Origin of the sequence: Actinomyces sp. oral taxon 448 str. F0400 (genome assembly GCF_000220835.1) — a bacterium.
Lineage (GTDB): Bacteria > Actinomycetota > Actinomycetes > Actinomycetales > Actinomycetaceae > Actinomyces.
In genome coordinates this window covers 2,254,524-2,272,472 of record NZ_GL985606.1, presented here as the reverse complement: position 1 = coordinate 2,272,472, position 17,949 = coordinate 2,254,524, and the positions used below count along the sequence as shown (strand labels likewise).

Here is a 17,949-nt window from a genome sequence, read left to right as displayed (position 1 = left end):
GGAGAGGTCGGCCGCGCATAGAGGGCTGAGCGCGGCAACTGGTTAAAACGCTCATCGCCGCCCGACGATCAGTGAGTGGGGTGGCTGACGGGGTTTGAACCCGCGACCTCCTGGACCACAACCAGGCGCTCTACCTACTGAGCTACAGCCACCATCGCCGCGAGCGGATCGCAACGGGTCAGTACTTTATCGGCTTGCTCGCGTGGGCACCAATTCGTTCTTCGTGCGCTGCATCACGTGCGCGCAGCGATGCTCGACGGTGCGCAACCACTGCCTCGGGCGAGCGCGGAGGACAGATCGGACGTCAGAACGTCGATGATGTCGGGTGCGCCGAGATCTCCTCGGCGACCGACCTGCACTCCTCACTCGTCGGGCCCTCGCCGGCGGGGAAGAGGAGTCTGCGGTAGTAGCGCAGTTCGTCGATCGACTCCAGGATGTCGGCCAGGGCGCGGTGCCCCCCGTGCTTCTCGGGGGAGTGGAAGAAGGTGCGCGGGTACCAGCGCTTGGCGAGCTCCTTGATCGAGGACACGTCCACGACCCGGTAGTGCAGGTACTTGATCAGCTCAGGCATGTCGCGTGCGAGGAAGGCCTTATCGGTGCCCACCGAGTTCCCGGCCAGTTGGGCTGTGCGGGGCTGGGGCACCAACGACCGCACGTGCTCCAGTACCTTCTGCTGCGCCTCGGTCATGGTCAGCCCCTGCCCGAGCTCGTCGAGCAGGCCGGAGGTGGTGTGCATCTCGCGCACGAAGTCGCCCATCTGCTCCAGCGCGGACGCCGGCGGTCTGATGAGTACGTCGATCCCCTCCCCGAGGGGCTTGAGATCGTAGTCGGTGACGACGACGGCCACCTCGATGAGCGCGTCGGCGCTCAGGTCGAGGCCGGTCATTTCGCAGTCGATCCATACCAACGGGTCGGAGGTAGTCATCTGTCGGCTCACGGTGACCGAGTGTAGCCCCGGCCCGGTTCGCTCTCCCGGGATCCCGGGCAGCGCAGCCGGGCCGCTCGTGCACCTCGTGAGCGGCGCATCCGCTCCATGAGCGGCGCCCGTGTCCGCGCGGGGGCATGCGAGACTATGGAAGGGCGTGGGGGCGCGAGGAGGGGCTCTCGCCCCCGCTAGCGGAGGTGAGAGGATCCAGTGCCCCCGACAGGACTCGAACCTGCAACCATCGGATTAGAAGGCCGGTGCTCTATCCATTGAGCTACGGAGGCGGGCGGGCTCAGCGTACGGCATCGGGTGCAGTTGTCCCCATCGGCGGTGCGCAGGCGCGCCGCGTGGGGGCGTCCCGATCTCGGTATCGTACCGGTACCCCGGGCGCTCGCGCCCACGTCGTCGTGAAAGGACCCTCGTGCCCTACACAGCGTTAGCCGTGCGGCTGTCCGCAGCGCCCGCCTACGTCCAACCGCGGCTGTTCGCCGCTCCCTTCGTCGTGGGCCGTCTTCCCGAATGCGACGTCGTCGTGTCCAACTCCTCCATCGTCTCGCGCCGGCATCTGAGCGTCTCACCGACCCCTCAAGGCTGGCTCGTGGAGTGCCTGTCGGACAACGGGATGGTGGTCGCGGGTCAGAAGGTCCCCCGGGTGCTCGTCACCTCCCCGACCCGCATCCATCTCGCCGACGGATCCGGCCCCGGCCTGGATCTCGTCCCGACCCGGACCCCGGCCCGAGGCCCCGCCCCCGCCGCAGCGCCCGGGTCATCCGCCTCCGCTGCCCAGCCCGCCGCGAATGCGAGCGGGCCCGTCTCGCCCGCGGGCGCCGCCGGTCGCCGCACCGCCCCCGGGGATTACGGCGCCGGGCCGATCGCGCCGGGAGCCTCCTCGGGGCCGGGCGCGCCCGCAGGGCCCGGCCCGGGGAGCGGTTACGGTTCGGCGCCGCCGGCCTTCCCCCGGGCGGCCGACACGACCATGGCCATCGGCCGTGCCGTCGGCGGTTCCGCGCCGGGGAACCCACTGCCCGGTCGGCCCCCGCAGCCCGCCCGCGTCACGATCAGCGGCTCGGGCACGATCGGTCGTCATCCCGATAATGTCCTGACCGTCAATGACCCCACCATGTCCGGTCACCACGCACGCGTCGACGTCACCCCGCGCGGCGCCCTCGTGACGGATCTCGGTTCACGCAACGGCGTCCTGCTCGGCCACCAGCGCATTCAGAGCCACCTGGTCACCCGGCCCACCACCTTCGGCATGGGGTCGACCTTCGTCGAGATCGCCCCCGACGGCACCTGCTCCGTCAAAGTCGGTGGCGGGGGCGAACTGGTCGGCAAGGACCTGACGTTCAGCGTCAACGACGGCAAGCTCCGCCTGCTCGACGGAATCTCCTTCAAACTGCCGGGCAACGAGCTCCTGGCGGTGGTGGGCCCCTCGGGCGCGGGCAAGTCGACGCTGCTCAAGGCGTTGACCGGCGAGCAGAAGGCGCAGACCGGTCAGGTGCTGTTCGACGGACTGGACGTGTACGAGCACTACCCGGTCATGCGCAACAAGATCGGCGTGGTCCCGCAGAGCGACGTCATCCACTCGGCGCTCACGGTGCGTCAGACCCTGGCGTACGCGGCCGAGCTGAGGTTCGCCAAGGACGTGTCGAAGGCCGAGCGGCGCCAGCGCATCGACGAGGTCCTGGAGGACCTCGACCTGACCGAGCAGGTCGACAAGCGGGTCAAGAAGCTCTCCGGCGGCCAGCGCAAGCGCGTATCCACCGCCATCGAGCTTCTCACCGGCCCCTCACTGCTGTTCCTCGATGAGCCGACCTCCGGACTGGACCCCCAGCTGGACCGTGACGTCATGGATCTGCTGGCGGCCCTGGCGCACGGTACCCGTCCCGGGGATGCCGGCCGCACGGTGATGGTGGTGACCCACAACGAGAACCACATCGACAGGGCCGACAAGGTCCTCATCCTGGCCTCCGGCGGCAAACCGGTCTACTACGGGTCCCCGCGTCAGGTCATCCCCTACTTCCGCGCGCGTTTGACGGAGCTGCGGGCGCAGGGGCAGGCGGTGACCTTCGCCCCCAGGGGCGGGTTCCCGGACCCCGGTGAGATCGAGGGCTTCGCCGACGTCTACACCCTGATCCGCAATCACACCGATGTGCTGCGCGCCCACCTGGAGGCGGTCGAGCCGTCGACCCGCCGCGGGGACGGGCGACGGATCCCCACCGCGTTGTCCGCGAGTTATCTCAAGGCTCCTCAGCAGTCGGCCGTTCGGCAGATCTCCACCCTCGTGCGGCGCCACATGCGGATCATCGTCGCCGACCCCTCCTACCTGGCCTTCATGCTCGTCCTGCCGATCATCATGGCGCTGCTGACCAAGGCCATTCCCGGCGGCGACGGTTTCGCCGTACCCGTGCCGCCCGATCCCACTCCGGACGTCCCCTGCCCCATCGCCTCCACACAGGCTCTCGAACTTCTTGTGGTTCTCATCACGGGAGCGGCATTCTCTGGGATGGCCGCCACGATCCGTGAACTGGTGGGCGAGCGCGACGTGTTCCTGCGGGAGAAGGCGGTCGGCTTGCGATCCGGCTCCTACCTGGTGGCTAAGGCCATCATGCTGGCCCTCATCGTCACCGTGCAGACGGCCATCATGGTGGGCGTCGCGCTCATGCTCAACGCCCAGCCGTCCGAGGCCATCCTGTTGGGCAGCCCCGGCCTGGAGCTAGCGGCGTGCTGCTGGGCGGTGGCCTTCGTCTCCGGTCTGCTGGGCCTGGCGGTCTCCGCGTTCGTATCCTCTTCCGAGCAGGTCATGCCCGTACTCGTCGTCGTCATCATGGGCCAGCTGGTTTTGGCCGGCGGCGTCGTCCCGATCGCCGGGCGCGCCGTATTCGAGCAGCTCGCCTGGTTCATGCCCGCCCGCTGGGGCTACGCTCTGGCAGCCTCCACCGTGGACATGAACCGGATCGTCCCTCACCGCGCCGATGACCTGTGGGACCACACGGCTTCGCAGTGGCTCGCCAGCTACGGCGTTCTATCGACCATCGGACTGGTCTGCCTGATCGCCTGCTACGTCGGACTGGCCCGTCGCGGACGGCGCTGATCCGTTGACCGCGTCCGGCCCACACGCCCGGGATCAGTATTGCGACAATGGCACGCGCACGCCCCCGACGGCCCTAAAGTTGGCCCATGGCCGCATCCGTGTCCCTGCTTCCCCCCGGGGACGTCCCCGTCTCCGCGCTCAGCCGCGCCCAGCTCATCAACGTCCTGACGGACACCGTGGGGGATCTGGAGCGGCTGGAGCTCATGCTCGACGCCGACGGGGTCGCCGACGCCCGTCGACTGCGCACCAGTCTTGTGGGGCAGGTCCGCGACCACGTGCTGCCCCGTTTGGCCGACGCCGAACTGCCCGCCGTCGTCGTCGTGGGCGGTTCCACCGGCGCGGGCAAGTCGACGCTGGTCAATTCCGTTCTGGGCGCCGAGGTCTCCGACGCCGGGGTCCTGCGCCCGACGACGCGCACGCCCGTGCTGGTCGTCAATCCCGAGGACATCAAGGCCTTCACCGAGCACCCTCTGGCGCAGGTCTGCCTGACCGTCGTCTCCGACGCCGTGCCCTCGGGTCTGGCCCTCGTCGACGCCTCCGACCTCGATTCCGTGCACGAGGCCAACCGCACTCTGGCGGTGCGTCTTCTGGAGGCTGCGGATCTGTGGCTCTTCATCACCACCGCCGCACGTTACGGTGACCACACTCCCTGGTCGACACTGGAGGACGCCGCAGGACGCCGCACTCCCATCGGCGTCGTGCTCAACCGCGTCCCCGCCCGGATCCTCCCGGAGGTGCGTCGCGACCTGGTCGAGCGCCTCGAGGGCCTGGGTCTGGCCGAGTCCCCCTTCTTCGTCGTCCCCGACGTCGGTCCTCATGAGGGTCTGCTGCCAGAGAGCTCCGTCGCCCCGCTGCGCGACTGGCTGCGGCTGCTGGCCGGCCGCCATCGCGCCGCCGGCCTGGTGCGCCGCACCGGGCGCAGCACATGGGCGGGCCTACGCGCCGACCTGGTCCGACTGGCCGATGACGTCGACGCTCAGGACGACGCGGCGAGGCGGCTCGAGTCCGCCACCCAGGCTCTCCTGACGGCTCCGGTGGCGACTATGCGGGCCGAGATCGATGCGGGTTCGTGGGGTCAGGGCGCTCCCGCCACTCGCTGGCTCTCCCTGGCGTCCGCCGGTGGGCCGCTGGCCTCCATGGCGGCGCTGGAGACGGGTCGTCGCCTGCGCGCCGGGCTTTTCGGACGGCGCACCAAGGCCCGTACTCAGGCTCTGGGGGAGTTGGCGGCCGACGCAGTGGAAGTCGTCGCCGACAGACTTCATGCCGCCCTGGTCTCGCTCGCCGGACAGGCCCGTGAGCTGTGGACCGGTGCGGGCGTTCCCGAGTCGGTCGCGACGGGGCGGCTCGGGACTGTTCGCGACGGCGATCTGGCCGCGCGGTGGGCGCATGACCAGGTTCGCGCTCGTCTCGTCCCCGCCGGTCCCCCCAGGGGTATGAGCGCCGACGGCGTCGGTCACCTGCTCGTCGCGGCCGCGGTCGGCGTCGACGGGGCCCTCGAAGCCGCCCGCGGGCTGGGCTTGGCCGAGGCCGTCGCCCAGGCCCGTGACGCCCTGGTCCAGACCCTGGCGGCCGAGCTGGCCGCCATCGTGCCCGCGGGCGCCGCTCGCGGACTCGCTCCCGACCCGGCGCTGGCCGCGGCGCTGCGTCTGCGCGCCGGTGAGCTCAGCCCCTTCGTCCGTCCCGGAGCCTCTGCATGACTTTGGAATCGCCCGTCTCACACGCCGAACCGCTCGATGCCGTCCACCTCGAGGCCCGTCTGGCGCGCCTGCGCGCAGCTCTCGACGTCTGCCCCGCGGAGGTGCCCGCCTCCTTGGCTATTCCCGCTCGGCAGGCACTTGACGAGGTCGGTGAGCGCCTGGCTCTGGGCGTGGATCATACCGTCGTGGCCCTGTTCGGCGGGACCGGGTCGGGAAAGTCCTCCCTGTTCAACGCCTTGACCCAGCTGCAGTTCGCCGATGTCGGCGCGCGCCGCCCCACCACCTCGCAGGCTGCGGCGTGCTCGTGGGGCGACGACGCGAATGCGCTTCTGGATTTCCTGGGTGTGGATCGGGAGCGGCGCATCCGTCGCGAGTCCCTCCTGGACGCCTCCGATCAGGACGAGCTCGCCGGACTGGTACTGCTCGATGTGCCCGACTACGACTCGGTCACCACCGCCCACGCCCTGCAGGTCGACCGGCTGGTGCCGCTGGCGGACATCCTCGTGTGGGTTGTCGACCCTCAGAAGTACGCCGACGCTGCGCTCCACGAGGGCTATCTGCGCGGCCTGGGGGCCCGCCAGGAGGACATGCTGATTCTGGTCAACCAGATCGACACCTTGCCCGCCGGGGGCGCCGCAACCCTGCTGAAGGACGTGCGCGGCCTCCTGACCGCCGACGGGCTTCACGATGTTCAAGTCCTGCCGGTCTCCGCCGTCCGCGGGGACAATCTGGGCAGGGTCCGCCAGATCCTGTGCGACCGCGTGGCCCACGAGTCCAACGCTGCTCGCACCGCCTCGGCCGAGCTCGACGCCATCACCGCCAGGCTGCGCCCGACCGCGGCGTCCGAGGCGATCGTGCCTAATCCCGCCGTCGCCCAGGAAACCGCGGCCTCCCTCATTCGCGCCTCCGGTGCGCAGGCTGTCGAGGACTCCGTGCGCACGGGTCTGGCTCGGACTCTGCCTCGTGCTCTGGCGCGTCCCGAGCCGCCCTCCAGGACGGTGGTCGCGGCGGCTCGCACCACCTGGCTGCGGCAGGTCACCGACGGTCTGCCGCCGGTGTGGCTGCGCAGCGTCGAGAACGCCGTGGCCGCGCCCGAAACTCTGGCCGCCCAAACCGCCGAGGCCGTCGGATCGGTCTCTCTGCCCGGCCACCGCGCGCCGGTCGTCGAACTGACCTGGTGGGGAGGACTCGTCCTCGTGCTCGTCGGGATCATCTGGGGCGCGGCCGCGGCAGTCGGCGGCGGTCGGGTGATCCTGCCCGCAGTGGTGCTCGCGCTCGGCGTGCTCCTCGTCGTCGCGGCGATGACCCTGCGCCGTTCGCGTGCGCGCGAGGAGGCCAGACGCTACGGTGCGCAGGTGCGCACCCGCGTCGGCTCCGTCGTCGCCCGCGGGCTGACCAGTCCGGCCGATGGCGTGCTGGGCCGCCACCGCCAGCTTCAGGAGGCCCTCGGGATCAAGGTTCGTCCCGAGCGCGGACCCGGGCCCTGGTGACGCACCGCCCCGCCATGGGGGCGATGGCCGAGGTCGGCGGGACGGGAGCCTCCCGGTCGCGGGGCTCCACAGGCGCTCTCGCGCGGGGTGCGTCCACCGGGCCGGATAGGGGCGGTGGCGCGCACCAGTACTCGGACGCGACCGTGGGGGAGTGCCAGCACGGTGCTGGCCGCACTCGGCTAGGAGCACCTCATGAGTCGTCAGCTCGATCTTGTCGTTCAGGGCCTTCTGGGCACCAATCCGATCATCTCCCGCACGCCCTCGGGACGCCTCTTCTGCTACTTTCGCGTGGCCACGGCCCCGTCCTTCCGCGTCGAGGGCTCATGGCGGGAGGGACCGACTGTCTGGTTCACCGCCAAGGCGTGGGGCCACCTCGCGGAGAACTTCGCGCGCAGCCTGCACAAGGGCGATCCCGTCGTTCTCGTGGGCCGATTCTCCCAGGACGCCTGGGAGAGCGACCGCGGACAGCATGTGACCAATGTCTTGACCGTCTCCTGCGGCGGGCACGACCTGACCCGGGGCGAGTCCCGCTTCATGCGGGTATCCCGCGCGGCGCAGAGTGCGCGGACGGCACCGAGTGCGCAGTCCATGCAGTCCGCGCCGGCGGACGCCGGGCCCGCGACCGCTTCGGGCGCTGCGGCGCCCACGACCGCCTCAGCGGACGACGCCCGCGGGCCGGACGGGCCCGCCTCCGCCGCTGCGGGTGTTGCAGACGCCTCCGGGATGGCGGCGGACCCCCTGACGGATGCGCACTGGGAGACCGCCCGGGACGAGTCCGTCGCACCGCCCGACCCGGTTCCCTCCGACCCGCTGACGTACACGGTCCGCGACGAGGCCCTCGTGTGAGAGCCGGTGGACGGCTTCCTCTGCGCGAGTTCTCAGCCGTGCGGCATCACTCGCCAGTCGAGATCCGCCGGGTGAGCGACGCCGAGTACCTCGATGAGCACTCGGGTGACCGCTTCGGCCGCCGACCCCCCGTCCGGCAGGACCCTCACGAGCGTCTGCCGGCGCCGCTGCCATCCCATGGCGGTCAGTCGGGTGCGGGCGTCGGCGTCCAGCAGGATTCGCCCGGCGTCGTCGAGTACGGACAGGTCCAGCTCCACGCCGTCTCTCCCCCCGTCAGTGCTACGCCGGGGACCTCAGGGGATAGGGCGCGGCGCGGCCGTCCGCGCCACAGCGAGCGCAGACCGCCGGCGGCCGGCTCCTCCTTCACGGCCACGGGGGCGGGGGCCGTCAGCAGAACGGTCAGCCCGTCGCCGGGACCGCCCGGCAGGCCGCGGGACCGCACCTGTTCGTCGAGGAAGATGGCCAGAGATGGTGAGAACCTCGCCCAGGAGCCGACGTCGACGACATCGCCCAGGGCGGGAAGGGGCTGCGGATCGGGCACGGATCACACGGTAGCGGGCGTCAACACCGTCTCGACCCGCGTGTCACGCCGAGGATTGCGCACCCGCACTGGCTACGGTGGTCTGGGAGCGGGTCTCACCGCACCCTCGCACGCCAGGAAGCAGCCACTGAATGATCCGGTTCGACCACGTCTCCAAAGTTTACAAACGGGGCGCGCGCCCCGCGCTCGATGACGTCTCGATCGATGTTGAGAAGGATGAGTTCGTCTTCCTCGTGGGGGCGTCGGGCTCCGGGAAGTCGACCTTCCTGCGCTTGACCCTGCGCGAGGAGCGGCCCACCGCCGGCGCCATCCACGTGCTGGGGCGCGACCTGGCTCAGATCTCCAGCTGGAAGGTGCCCAAACTGCGCCAGGAGATGGGCTTCGTCTTCCAGGACTTCCGTCTGCTGGAGAACAAGACCGTGTTCGAGAACGTCGCCATCGCCTCCCAGGTGATCGGCAAGCCCCGGCACTACATCCTGTCCGCGGTGCCCGAGGCCCTGGATCTGGTCGGACTGGCCGACAAGGAGGAGCGCCTCCCGCACGAATTGAGCGGGGGCGAGCAGCAGCGCGTCGCCATCGCCCGCGCCATGGTCAACCGACCCAAGCTGCTCATGGCCGACGAGCCCACTGGCAATCTCGACCCCTCCACCTCAGTGGGCATCATGCGTCTGCTCGACCGCATCAATCGGCAGGGCACTACCGTGGTCATGGCCACTCACGACGACGAGATCGTCGACCAGATGCGCAAGCGCGTCATCGAGCTCAAGGCGGGAGAAGTCGTGCGCGACCAGGCCCGCGGCGTCTACGGCTCGGACCGCTGAAAGGGGTACTTGTGCGCTTCCGCTTCATCGTCTCCGAGACCGGCAAGGGTCTGGCCCGCAACTTCGCCATGAGCGTCTCGGTCGTCCTGGTTTCCTTCGTCTCCCTGCTGTTCGTGGGCGCCTCCGCCCTCCTGCAGACTCAGATCTCTACCATGAAGGGCGACTGGTACGACAAGGTCGAGGTCAGCGTCTACATGTGCCCGGCCGCCTCCTCGGCGTCGACCTGTTCAGGAGGCGAAGCCACCCAGGAGCAGATCGACGCCGTCGAGAGCCTTATCAACTCCGACGCGCTCAAGCCCTACGTCAAGAGCTACACCGTCGAGTCCAAGGCCGAGGCCTACGACAACTTCATGAAGGCCTATGGAGGTTCCCGGATCGGACGCAATGCCACCGAGAGCATGATGCCGGTGTCCTTCCGCATCAAGCTGGTCGACGCCGAGAAATACCAGGTCGTCGTCGAGCAGCTCACCGGACGCGACGGGGTGGAGCGCGTCCATGATCAGCGCAAGACCCTCGAGCCGTTCTTCCTGGTCATGAATCGCGCTTCATGGATCACCGCGGGACTGGCGGCGATCATGGGGCTGACCGCTGTGCTCCTGATCACCACTACTATCCGGCTGTCAGCGATGAGTCGGTCCAAGGAGACGGAGATCATGCGGCTGGTCGGCGCCTCCAACTTCTTCATCCAGTTGCCATTCATGCTGGAGGGCGTCATCGCGGCCCTGATCGGGGCGCTGGCCGCCGTCGGAACGCTGTGGGCCGGCGTGCACTTCCTAGTGCAGAGGTGGCTGGCGTCCTCGATCGCCTTCACCACGGCCTTCATCAACGCCGGGGATGTCATGCGCCTGGCTCCGTGGCTCATCCTGACGGCCGTTGTCCTGGCAGCGGTCTCTTCCTCATTCTCCCTGTCGAAATACACGAGGGTCTGACCGCCATGCGCTCCTCCCGCCCGCCCGTCGAGGCCCCTGCCGCCCGGCAGTCGCAGCCGTTCTCGCACGCCTCCGAGACTTCGCGGCGCCGGGTCCGTCTCAGGCGCCCGGCCGGGGTGCTTGCCGTGCTCGCGCTGGCGGTGGCCCCCGTGGGAGTCACGACCGCCTGGGCCGACGACCGCTCCGACGCCGCCGACGAGCAGACCGACGCCGAGCAGAGGCGGGCGGAGCTCACCGCCTCGCTCGAGGGAGTCTCCGCGGAGCTCGGCCAGGCCTACATCGACCTGCAGAACGCCGACACCTCACTGACCACAGCGCAGGACGATCTGACAGCGGCCGACAACGCCCTGGCCGAGAAGGAGCGCGAGCAGCAGCAGGCCTCGGACCGTCTCGATGTCGCCGAGTCCGACCTGGCCGCTATCGGCGCGCAGGCCACGGATTCCCAGGCCGACGCGACGGAGAACACCACGTCCGTGGCCGATCTGGTCGTCGCCACCTACCAGGGGGACGGCGATGTAAGCTCGTGGTCCTACGTCCTGGCCTCCGACGACGTCGATGATCTGACTCAGCGCGCCTCCACCATGGAGATCGCCACTTCAGTTCAGGAGAATGCCCTGGTCTCTGCTGAGGAGGAGCGCGCTCGGGACGCCAACCGCAGAGCTCGTCAGGACGCGGCGACCAATCGTGTCGCCACTTTGAAGGCGGATGCGGATGCCGCTCAGGAGCAGGCGCGGGCGGCCCGCGACAGCGCCGCCGCCAAGCGCGACGAGGTCGCCTCCTTGAAGTCCGAGAAGGAGACGGCGGCCGCGACTCTGGAGGAGCGGAAGAAGGACTTGAAGGAGCAGCAGGCGCAGGCGTCGGCCGACGCCGACGCGGCGGCCGAACGTGTCGCGCAGATCGATGCCGCCAATCGAGCCGCCTACGAGGACGGACGGACTGGGATCTCCTCCGGTTCCATCGGCGCCGACTCTCTGGGGGACGGCTTCATAGGCCACCCCATTACCGGGGCTCTGACAGTCACCTCCCCCTTCGGCTTCCGCGTCCATCCCGTCACCGGGGTCGGAACGGGTCACCAGGGCACCGATTTCGCCGCCTCGGAGGGCACGCCCCAGTACGCCGCGGTTTCGGGCACGGCCACGTACTGGGACTCCGCATCGTGCGGGATCGGAATCGACATCAACGCGGGCTATATCGACGGGCATTCCTACGTGATCACACTGTGCCACCTATCGGGGCGCGTCATATCCGACGGACAGTACGTCAGCCGTGGCGACGTGGTCGGTTACACCGGCTCGACCGGGTACGCCACCGGACCCCACGTTCATTTCCAGGTGGCGCGCGACGGGACGTACATCGATCCGATGACCCTGCCCGGTTTCTGAGGCCGGCGACCGGGCGATCCCCGGCAGGACCGAGATCGGCCCTCGGCGCTCCCCGGCGAGTTGACCGTCATGACCGGCCGCGTAGGCTGAGGCGTCGTGCCCGTCAGTCGCACGGCGCGCCCAGGACCGAACCGGGGAGGAGGCTCTCGTGGCCAGGAGGCCCGCACGGAGAAGACCCACGCCGGCAGAGCGCGCTAAAGCCGCTTCCGACGCCCGCAAGACAGTCGCCCGCAACAGGAGAGCGACCCATGATTACGTCATCGAGGATCGCTACGAGGCGGGGCTCGTGCTCACCGGCACGGAGGTCAAGGCACTGCGGATGGGGCGCGCCTCCCTGACCGAGGCGTGGATCGAGGTCGACCGCCGCGGTGAGGCCTGGCTTCAGGGCGCCCATATCCCCGAGTACCTTCAGGGCACGTGGAACAACCACGCGCCGCGCCGTCGGCGCAAACTGCTGCTCCATCGCTCCCAGCTCGAGCGTCTGGCGCAGCGGGTGAGCGCCAAGGGCTACACGATCGTGCCCCTGGAGCTGTACTTCCTTCGCGGGCGGGCCAAGCTCGAGATCGCTCTGGCGCGGGGCAAGCAGGTGTGGGATAAGCGTCAGGCGCTCCGCGAGGCCCAGGACGAGCGGGAGGCTGCGCGCGCTCTGGCGGCCGCCAACCGGCGCCGCGGCTGATGGTGTCGCGGCTCGTCCTGCCGGTGATCGCGCCTACCAGTGGTTGTGGACGTGCATGCGGATGAGCCGGTCGTAGAGGTCCGTTACAGCGGCGTGCATGTCCCGGCTCAACGGGGGCAGCGCGGCGGCCCGGGCGTTGAACCGCGCCTGGTGGGGACTGCGGGCCTCGGGCAGGATGCATGTGATCCCCTCCTGGTCGAGGACCCACCGCAGTGCGACTTGAACCGGGTGGACGTGCTCGGGCACCAGCTCGCGGCACAATCCGGCGAATTCGCGGGCCGCCTGCGCCCCCACATCCTCGGGGACGACCGTGAAGATCCGGCCGGCGTCGACAGCGGCGGCTGGATCGAATCGGGGCGGCGTGCCGTCGGTGCTTCGGCGGCGATTATGGGAGAGCAGGCCCTCGGGCAGAGGGACCCTGACGAGCACCGCCGTGCCCGTCTCGCGCGCGGCGGGCACGACCTCCTCCAGCGGCTTATGACGGAAGACGTTGATGATAATCTCCACGCTTGCGCAGCCGGGGTGCCCGATCGCTTGGAGCGCCTGCTCGCAGGTCTCCGCGCTCACTCCGTAGGCGCGGATCCTCCCCTCGTCGACCATGTTATCGAGTACCTCCCAGACGCGCGGGGCCTCGATGACCTTGCTCGGCGGGCTGTGCATCTGGGCAAGGTCGATGGTTTCAACGCCGAGGTTCTCCCGGGAGCGATCGTTCCAGGACAGGAGATTGTCGCGGCTGTAGGACTCGGGAGTCGGGGGGAGCCTGCGTCCCGTCTTCGTGACCACCGCGAGTCCGGCTCCGGGGTGCTCGGCGAGGAACCGGCCGACGAAGCGTTCCGAGCGGCCGTCGCCGTAGACGTCCGCGGTCTCGACGAGGTTGACGCCGGTCTGGCACGCGCAGCTCAGCGTCCCGGCCGCCTCGTCGAGACCGACCTCGCCCTGGTCGACGCCCAGCTGCCACGTGCCGGTGCCGACGACGCGGATCTGACGCCCCAGCGTTGTGAACGGACGATCGTCCACACAACCCTCCTCAGGCCTCTTGGAGCCTTCGCACTCCCCGGGGTCCGAGGCTGGCGACCCATGGGACAATCATGCCAGTCTCGCGGATGCGATGCGCGCATCGTGAAGGCACATCCACCCCGAGCCCGCCTCGACGGCGCATGCGCGTCGTGCAATGAGGCGGGTGACGGACGGCGACCATTCTGCTACAGTCACTTCCTGTCCGCATGCGGACAGGTACCGGTGGCCTTCTGGTTCGCCGGTGACAACTGGCAACTCCACAGGGGATGATCGGTTTCGACGACGGTCGTGGGTTCAGGAGAAGCGGGTCGAGGACGCGCAGTCATCTCGTTAACGCTCTGTGCGAACCAATAGGTGCCGATAACACTCGCACCGACTTCGCCCTCGCCGCCTGAGCGAGCTCCGAGGTCCGTCAGCCCGGGGAGCGCTTCCGCCCCGGTTCCTGGCGTCATCCAGGAAGCCACTGCTGAGGTCCTTCGCTGTCGGGGGCCTTGGAACATGCAGGCAGCTGAGCCCGTCGGTGTCCTTGTCCGCGTGAGATGCCGGGGCTGAGAAACTCGTGAGCGGACTGCACCCGGAGAAGTCCTGTTGCACCACCGTCGGACGGGGGTTCGATTCCCCCCATCTCCACGTTCCGGAGCCCTGGGGCCACGAAATCTCGTGGCCCCAGGGCTCCGGCCGTCTTCGCCGGGTGTCGGTCGTCCCCACTCGGGGAGGGTGATCACTCGGGATGGCGCGACCGTACCCGATTACCGTGGCGAATGTGGCTCATGTGACGAACGAGGTCGCTATAGATCACAAACGACCGCGCCACGCCGCGAGAAACGCCGTCATATCTGACAAAACGGCCCGTTTATGCATAGCGTTGCCGCCAACGGCACCGCACCTGGTGTCCACCAACCACCGAGAGGCAGATACATGTCCGTTAACCGCACTGAGCTCATCGCCGCCATCGCCGAGAAGGCCGGACTTACCAAGGTTCAGGCCGATGACTTCCTGGGCGCCTTCCAGGAGGTTCTCGTCGAGAACGTCGCCAAGGGCGAGGCCGTCAAGATCACCGGCCTGATGGGTGTGGAGCGCGTCGAGCGAGCCGCTCGTACGGGTCGCAACCCCCGCACTGGCGAGGAGATCCAGATCCCCGCCGGTTACGGCGTCAAGCTGACCGTTGGCTCCGCCCTGAAGAAGGCCGTCGCCAAGTGACCCCGGCATGAGGACCCGGTGCCGCTGAGCGCGGCAGACCATGGACGTCAAGGCGCGTCACCTCCAGCGGGTGGCGCGCCTTCGTCATCTCGTCGTGAGCGGCACCGACGTCGGCCGAGCGGGCGGCTGGCCTTTCGACTTCCCGGACGGAGGCGCGGCGGTGAGCTCGACGGATGACCGCCTTCCCGAACGGTTCATCCCCGAGCAGGAGGCGCCGGAGGAGACTGTGTTCATAGCCTCGCCGGCATGGATGACATTCGCTTTCCGCCTCGGAGGTCGGAGGATGCCTCTCCGGCACTCGCTCTGCAAGGCCTATGCAAGGCCTTCGGTCAGAAGATCGCCGTCAATATGCTTTCCCTGACCGTTCCCACCGGTTCCATCTACGGCATGGTCGGTCCCAATGGGGCGGGCAAGACCACGACTCTATCCATGGCCACCGGGCTGCTGGTTCCCGACGCCGGCCGCGCCGCGGTCCACGGCACCGACGTGTGGGCCCGGCCGGGCGTCGCCAAAGCGCGGCTCGGCGTCCTTCCCGACGGGCTGCGCACCTTCGACCGCCTCACCGGACTCGAGCTGATCACCTACGCCGGTCTGCTGCGCGGCCTGGAGCGCGATGTCGTCGTCGCCCGCGCCACCCAGCTCCTCCACGTCCTGGATCTCGGCGGTGCCGGCCGTGCGCTCGTCGCCGATTACTCCGCCGGCATGCGTAAGAAGGTTAACCTCGCCTGCGCCCTCATCCACTCGCCGAGCGTGCTCGTCCTGGACGAGCCCTTCGAAGCTGTCGACCCGGTCTCCGCCCGGGTGATCCAGGCGATCCTCACCGACTTCGCCGCCGACGGCGGCACCGTCATCATCTCCAGCCATGTTATGACGACCGTGCAGCGCCTGTGCACTCACGTGGCCATTATCGACGTCGGCCGGGTCGTGGCCGCGGGCACCACCGCCCAGGTCGCCGCGGGCATGGACCTGGAGGAGCGCTTCACTCAGCTGGTCGGGGCGCCGGAGGCGAAGGAGGACCTGTCGTGGTTGCGACCCTCATCCGTCTGAGGTGGAGGCTGACCTTCAACGCCCTGCGTCGTAGTGTCTGGATCATGGTGGCCGCCGTGATCGGCGCCGCCTGGGCCGCCGGCGCGATCATCACGATGGTCGCGGCGGCGGTCGCGTTCGGCCTGCACGAGTCGACGGCCGTGGCGGCGACCGCCATCGGCGGGCTGGGGGCGCTGACGGTGCTCGGATGGGCCCTGGTGCCGCTCCTTCTCACAGGTGTCGACTCGACGCTCGACCCCCGGGCGCTCGCTGTATGGATCGCGCCCTCGCGGTCATTGGCGTGCGGGCTCGCCGTGGCCGGGGCCGCCGGGATCCCCGGCATCGTCACGGCCGTCTGCTTCCTCCTGCCCGCGCTGGTGTGGGCGCTGGGCGGACGCTGGGGCGCCGCCGGGCTCGCTCTCCTCCTGGCTCCGGCCGCTCTGGCGACGTGCGTGCTGCTCTCCCGCGTCGTCGTGATCGGCTCCGGCGCGTCGGCCTCGCGCCGAAGCCGCGATATCGTCGGAGCCGTGGGCGGGGTGGTCGTCATCGGGGCAGGCCTCCTGCCGAGTGCGGTTAACCTTGTCGCCGCGCGCGCCGAGGAGCCCGGCACCGCCGGGTTGATGACGATCGGCCGGGTGCTCTCCCTGAGCCCCTTCGGCTGGGCCTTCGCAGCACCGGGCTGTCTCGCTCGGGGACAGGCAGTCCAGGCACTGGTCCTGACTCTGGGCGCCCTGGCTTCTCCGATTGCGCTGGCCCCTGCGTGGGGCAGGATTGTGGGGCGCGTCATGTCCGGGGGCGGCCGAGTCATCGGCCGAAGCGGTCGCCCGAGGCGTTCAACGGGTGTCCGGGATCGCGGGAGCGGGGAGAGCGCGTCCGTCCCAGAACCGGTGACCCCTCTGCCATGGCATCGGCGACTCTCACGGTCGCTGCCCTCGCCAGCCGCCGCGATCACGGCGCGGTGCTTGCGCTACTGGCGCACCGACCCGCGCTACCTGGTGCTGGCGGTCTCCAGCATATTCGTCGTACTCGTCCTCGGTACTGTGATGGTGCTCAATGCTCGGCACGGCCTCCCGGGGGGCGGTCAGGGCGAGGTCGGCTTCGAGACGGCCCCGGCCAGCATGGCGCTCGGCCGGGCCCCGGCGGGTCTGCTGGGTGTGCCGGTCTTCGTCGCCCTGGTGTCCGGATGGGGAATCCACGACGACCTGGGCTATGACTCCACTGCCCAGTGGATGCACCTGAGTGCCGGAGTGCGCGGCCGTGACGACCGGCTGGGGCGAGTGAGTGCGGCGGCCCTGTGGCAGCTGCCCCTCATCGCGGTCATCACCATCGGCTTCGGCGCGTGGACCGGTCGTTGGGACATCGTGCCGGCCGTCGTCGGGGCGCAGCTGGGGCTCTACGGCGCCGCGCTGGCCTGGTCCAGCGTCATGGGGGCGATCATGCCCTACGAGGTCACCGCACCGGGGGCGAGCCCGCTGAAGTCGCGGACCTCGGGCATGACCCTGGTGGCCTCCTTGGTTCAGATGATCGGGTTCCTGGCCGTCGCCGTGCTCGCGCTGCCGGTTGTCGCCGGGATCTGCGCCCTCATGCTCCTGGGAGCTTGGCAGTGGGGCTGGGCGCTTCTGATCGTCGGTGTCCTGTGGGGCGCCGGGCTCGCCTGGGCGGGTGTGGTCGTCGGCGGCCGTACGCTGGACCGGCGCTGGCTCTCGGTGCTCACCACCGTGCGCTCCTGGCCCGGCCACGCCGAGACCCGCTAGAGACCCGCTGACCGTAGCCCGGGCCGGTCCCGTCCGGATTACGGGGCGCTTTTCGGACGGGGCGGCAGGGCGCTTCCGGGAGCGTTCGGCGCGGCGAGAGCCTTCGCACACGCGCCTCGCGACTCCGGTGAGGCACGGCGTCCTACACTGACCGCATGCGTCAGTACCTCCTCAGGCCGCGCGCCGCCGACGACCCGGCGGGTCCTGTGGCCCCTAGCGACCCCGCCGCCGAGCCCGGCCGGTCCGTGGGCACGGCCGTGCTCGAGCGCGAGGAGCTCCAGTCCACCGACGACGGCGACGCCGACCGCTTCGCGCACTATGTGCGCAAGGACAGGATCGCAGCGGCCGCGACGACGGGGCGCCCCGTCGTCGCCCTGTGCGGCAAGGTGTGGACTCCGGGGCGGGACCCGTCGAAGTATCCCGTGTGCCCGACCTGCAAGCAGATCTACGAGGAGATGCGTTCCAGCGGGGACGATGGTTCCGGCGGGGGCGGTCGCCGCTTCCCGCGCCTGCCCTTCTCGCGGGGCGGTCGGTGAATCCGGCACGAGGTT

At 69.7% G+C, this 17,949-nt stretch carries 16 protein-coding genes, 2 tRNA genes and 1 other RNA gene; 13 read left to right on the top strand and 6 right to left on the bottom strand.

All coding sequences use genetic code 11. From position 1 onward, the window contains the following. Positions 1-76: 76 nt before the first annotated feature. The 3 genes from HMPREF9062_RS09695 to HMPREF9062_RS09685 form a co-directional block, all read right to left on the bottom strand. Positions 77-152 (bottom strand) — tRNA-His (locus HMPREF9062_RS09695). A gap of 152 nt (positions 153-304) precedes the next feature. Further along, positions 305-925, bottom strand: coding sequence for an oligoribonuclease (gene orn / locus HMPREF9062_RS09690; RefSeq protein ID WP_009749940.1), 621 nt, complete (start codon positions 923-925; stop codon positions 305-307). Between the two features lie 211 nt (positions 926-1,136). Then, positions 1,137-1,209 (bottom strand) — tRNA-Arg (locus tag HMPREF9062_RS09685). Positions 1,210-1,346: 137 nt separating this feature from the next. Between HMPREF9062_RS09685 and HMPREF9062_RS09680 the strand changes: the two genes are divergently transcribed. The 4 genes from HMPREF9062_RS09680 (at position 1,347) to HMPREF9062_RS09665 (ending at position 8,052) form a co-directional block, all read left to right on the top strand. Continuing rightward, on the top strand, positions 1,347-4,019 hold the full coding sequence (locus HMPREF9062_RS09680; RefSeq protein WP_009749939.1) for an ATP-binding cassette domain-containing protein: 2,673 nt from the start codon (positions 1,347-1,349) through the stop codon (positions 4,017-4,019). Between the two features lie 86 nt (positions 4,020-4,105). Next, positions 4,106-5,716 carry a GTPase domain-containing protein gene (locus HMPREF9062_RS09675; protein ID WP_009749938.1) on the top strand — a complete coding sequence of 537 codons (1,611 nt, stop codon included), beginning with the start codon at positions 4,106-4,108 and terminating at the stop codon, positions 5,714-5,716. Continuing rightward, positions 5,713-7,206: a GTPase gene (locus HMPREF9062_RS09670; RefSeq protein WP_050795279.1), complete on the top strand. Its 1,494-nt coding sequence runs from the start codon at positions 5,713-5,715 to the stop codon at positions 7,204-7,206. Before HMPREF9062_RS09675 ends, HMPREF9062_RS09670 begins: the two co-directional genes overlap by 4 nt. 192 nt (positions 7,207-7,398) lie before the next feature. Continuing rightward, positions 7,399-8,052: a single-stranded DNA-binding protein gene (locus tag HMPREF9062_RS09665; protein WP_009749935.1), complete on the top strand. Its 654-nt coding sequence runs from the start codon at positions 7,399-7,401 to the stop codon at positions 8,050-8,052. 32 nt (positions 8,053-8,084) lie between these two features. Here HMPREF9062_RS09665 and HMPREF9062_RS13900 read toward each other — a convergent pair whose 3' ends face one another. Then, the gene (locus HMPREF9062_RS13900) at positions 8,085-8,231 is read right to left on the bottom strand and encodes a hypothetical protein (RefSeq protein ID WP_441293810.1); all 147 of its coding nucleotides are present in this window, start codon (positions 8,229-8,231) and stop codon (positions 8,085-8,087) included. Positions 8,232-8,236: 5 nt separating this feature from the next. Continuing rightward, positions 8,237-8,593: a hypothetical protein gene (locus tag HMPREF9062_RS09660; protein ID WP_009749934.1), complete on the bottom strand. Its 357-nt coding sequence runs from the start codon at positions 8,591-8,593 to the stop codon at positions 8,237-8,239. A 131-nt stretch (positions 8,594-8,724) separates the two neighbouring features. On the opposite strand from HMPREF9062_RS09660, the gene ftsE reads away from it, so the two are divergent. The 4 genes from ftsE (at position 8,725) to smpB (ending at position 12,401) form a co-directional block, all read left to right on the top strand. Further along, on the top strand, positions 8,725-9,414 hold the full coding sequence (ftsE, locus tag HMPREF9062_RS09655) for a cell division ATP-binding protein FtsE (protein ID WP_009749933.1): 690 nt from the start codon (positions 8,725-8,727) through the stop codon (positions 9,412-9,414). A gap of 11 nt (positions 9,415-9,425) precedes the next feature. After that, on the top strand, positions 9,426-10,343 hold the full coding sequence (gene ftsX / locus HMPREF9062_RS09650) for a permease-like cell division protein FtsX (RefSeq protein WP_009749932.1): 918 nt from the start codon (positions 9,426-9,428) through the stop codon (positions 10,341-10,343). 116 nt (positions 10,344-10,459) lie between these two features. Beyond that, entirely contained in the window at positions 10,460-11,725 is a 1,266-nt protein-coding gene (locus tag HMPREF9062_RS09645; RefSeq protein WP_009749931.1) for a M23 family metallopeptidase, read from the top strand. A gap of 148 nt (positions 11,726-11,873) precedes the next feature. After that, entirely contained in the window at positions 11,874-12,401 is a 528-nt protein-coding gene (gene smpB, locus HMPREF9062_RS09640) for an SsrA-binding protein SmpB (RefSeq protein ID WP_034254131.1), read from the top strand. Positions 12,402-12,434: 33 nt separating this feature from the next. On the opposite strand, the gene HMPREF9062_RS09635 is transcribed toward smpB, so the two are convergent. Then, on the bottom strand, positions 12,435-13,418 hold the full coding sequence (locus HMPREF9062_RS09635) for an aldo/keto reductase (protein WP_009749929.1): 984 nt from the start codon (positions 13,416-13,418) through the stop codon (positions 12,435-12,437). A 262-nt stretch (positions 13,419-13,680) separates the two neighbouring features. On the opposite strand from HMPREF9062_RS09635, the gene ssrA reads away from it, so the two are divergent. From ssrA to HMPREF9062_RS09615, 5 genes are all read left to right on the top strand, one after another. Next, positions 13,681-14,051, top strand: a transfer-messenger RNA (tmRNA) gene (ssrA, locus tag HMPREF9062_RS12630). Between the two features lie 285 nt (positions 14,052-14,336). Next, positions 14,337-14,618 (top strand): HU family DNA-binding protein, encoded by a 282-nt coding sequence (locus tag HMPREF9062_RS09630; RefSeq protein WP_009749928.1) that lies wholly within the window; start codon positions 14,337-14,339, stop codon positions 14,616-14,618. 246 nt (positions 14,619-14,864) lie between these two features. Further along, complete coding sequence (locus HMPREF9062_RS09625; protein ID WP_009749927.1) at positions 14,865-15,665, top strand: ABC transporter ATP-binding protein; 801 nt, start codon at positions 14,865-14,867, stop codon at positions 15,663-15,665. Next, the gene (locus HMPREF9062_RS09620) at positions 15,641-17,398 is read left to right on the top strand and encodes a hypothetical protein (protein ID WP_009749926.1); all 1,758 of its coding nucleotides are present in this window, start codon (positions 15,641-15,643) and stop codon (positions 17,396-17,398) included. Before HMPREF9062_RS09625 ends, HMPREF9062_RS09620 begins: the two co-directional genes overlap by 25 nt. A 155-nt stretch (positions 17,399-17,553) precedes the next feature. Next, complete coding sequence (locus HMPREF9062_RS09615; protein ID WP_009749925.1) at positions 17,554-17,934, top strand: DUF3039 domain-containing protein; 381 nt, start codon at positions 17,554-17,556, stop codon at positions 17,932-17,934. Positions 17,935-17,949 lie beyond the last annotated feature (15 nt).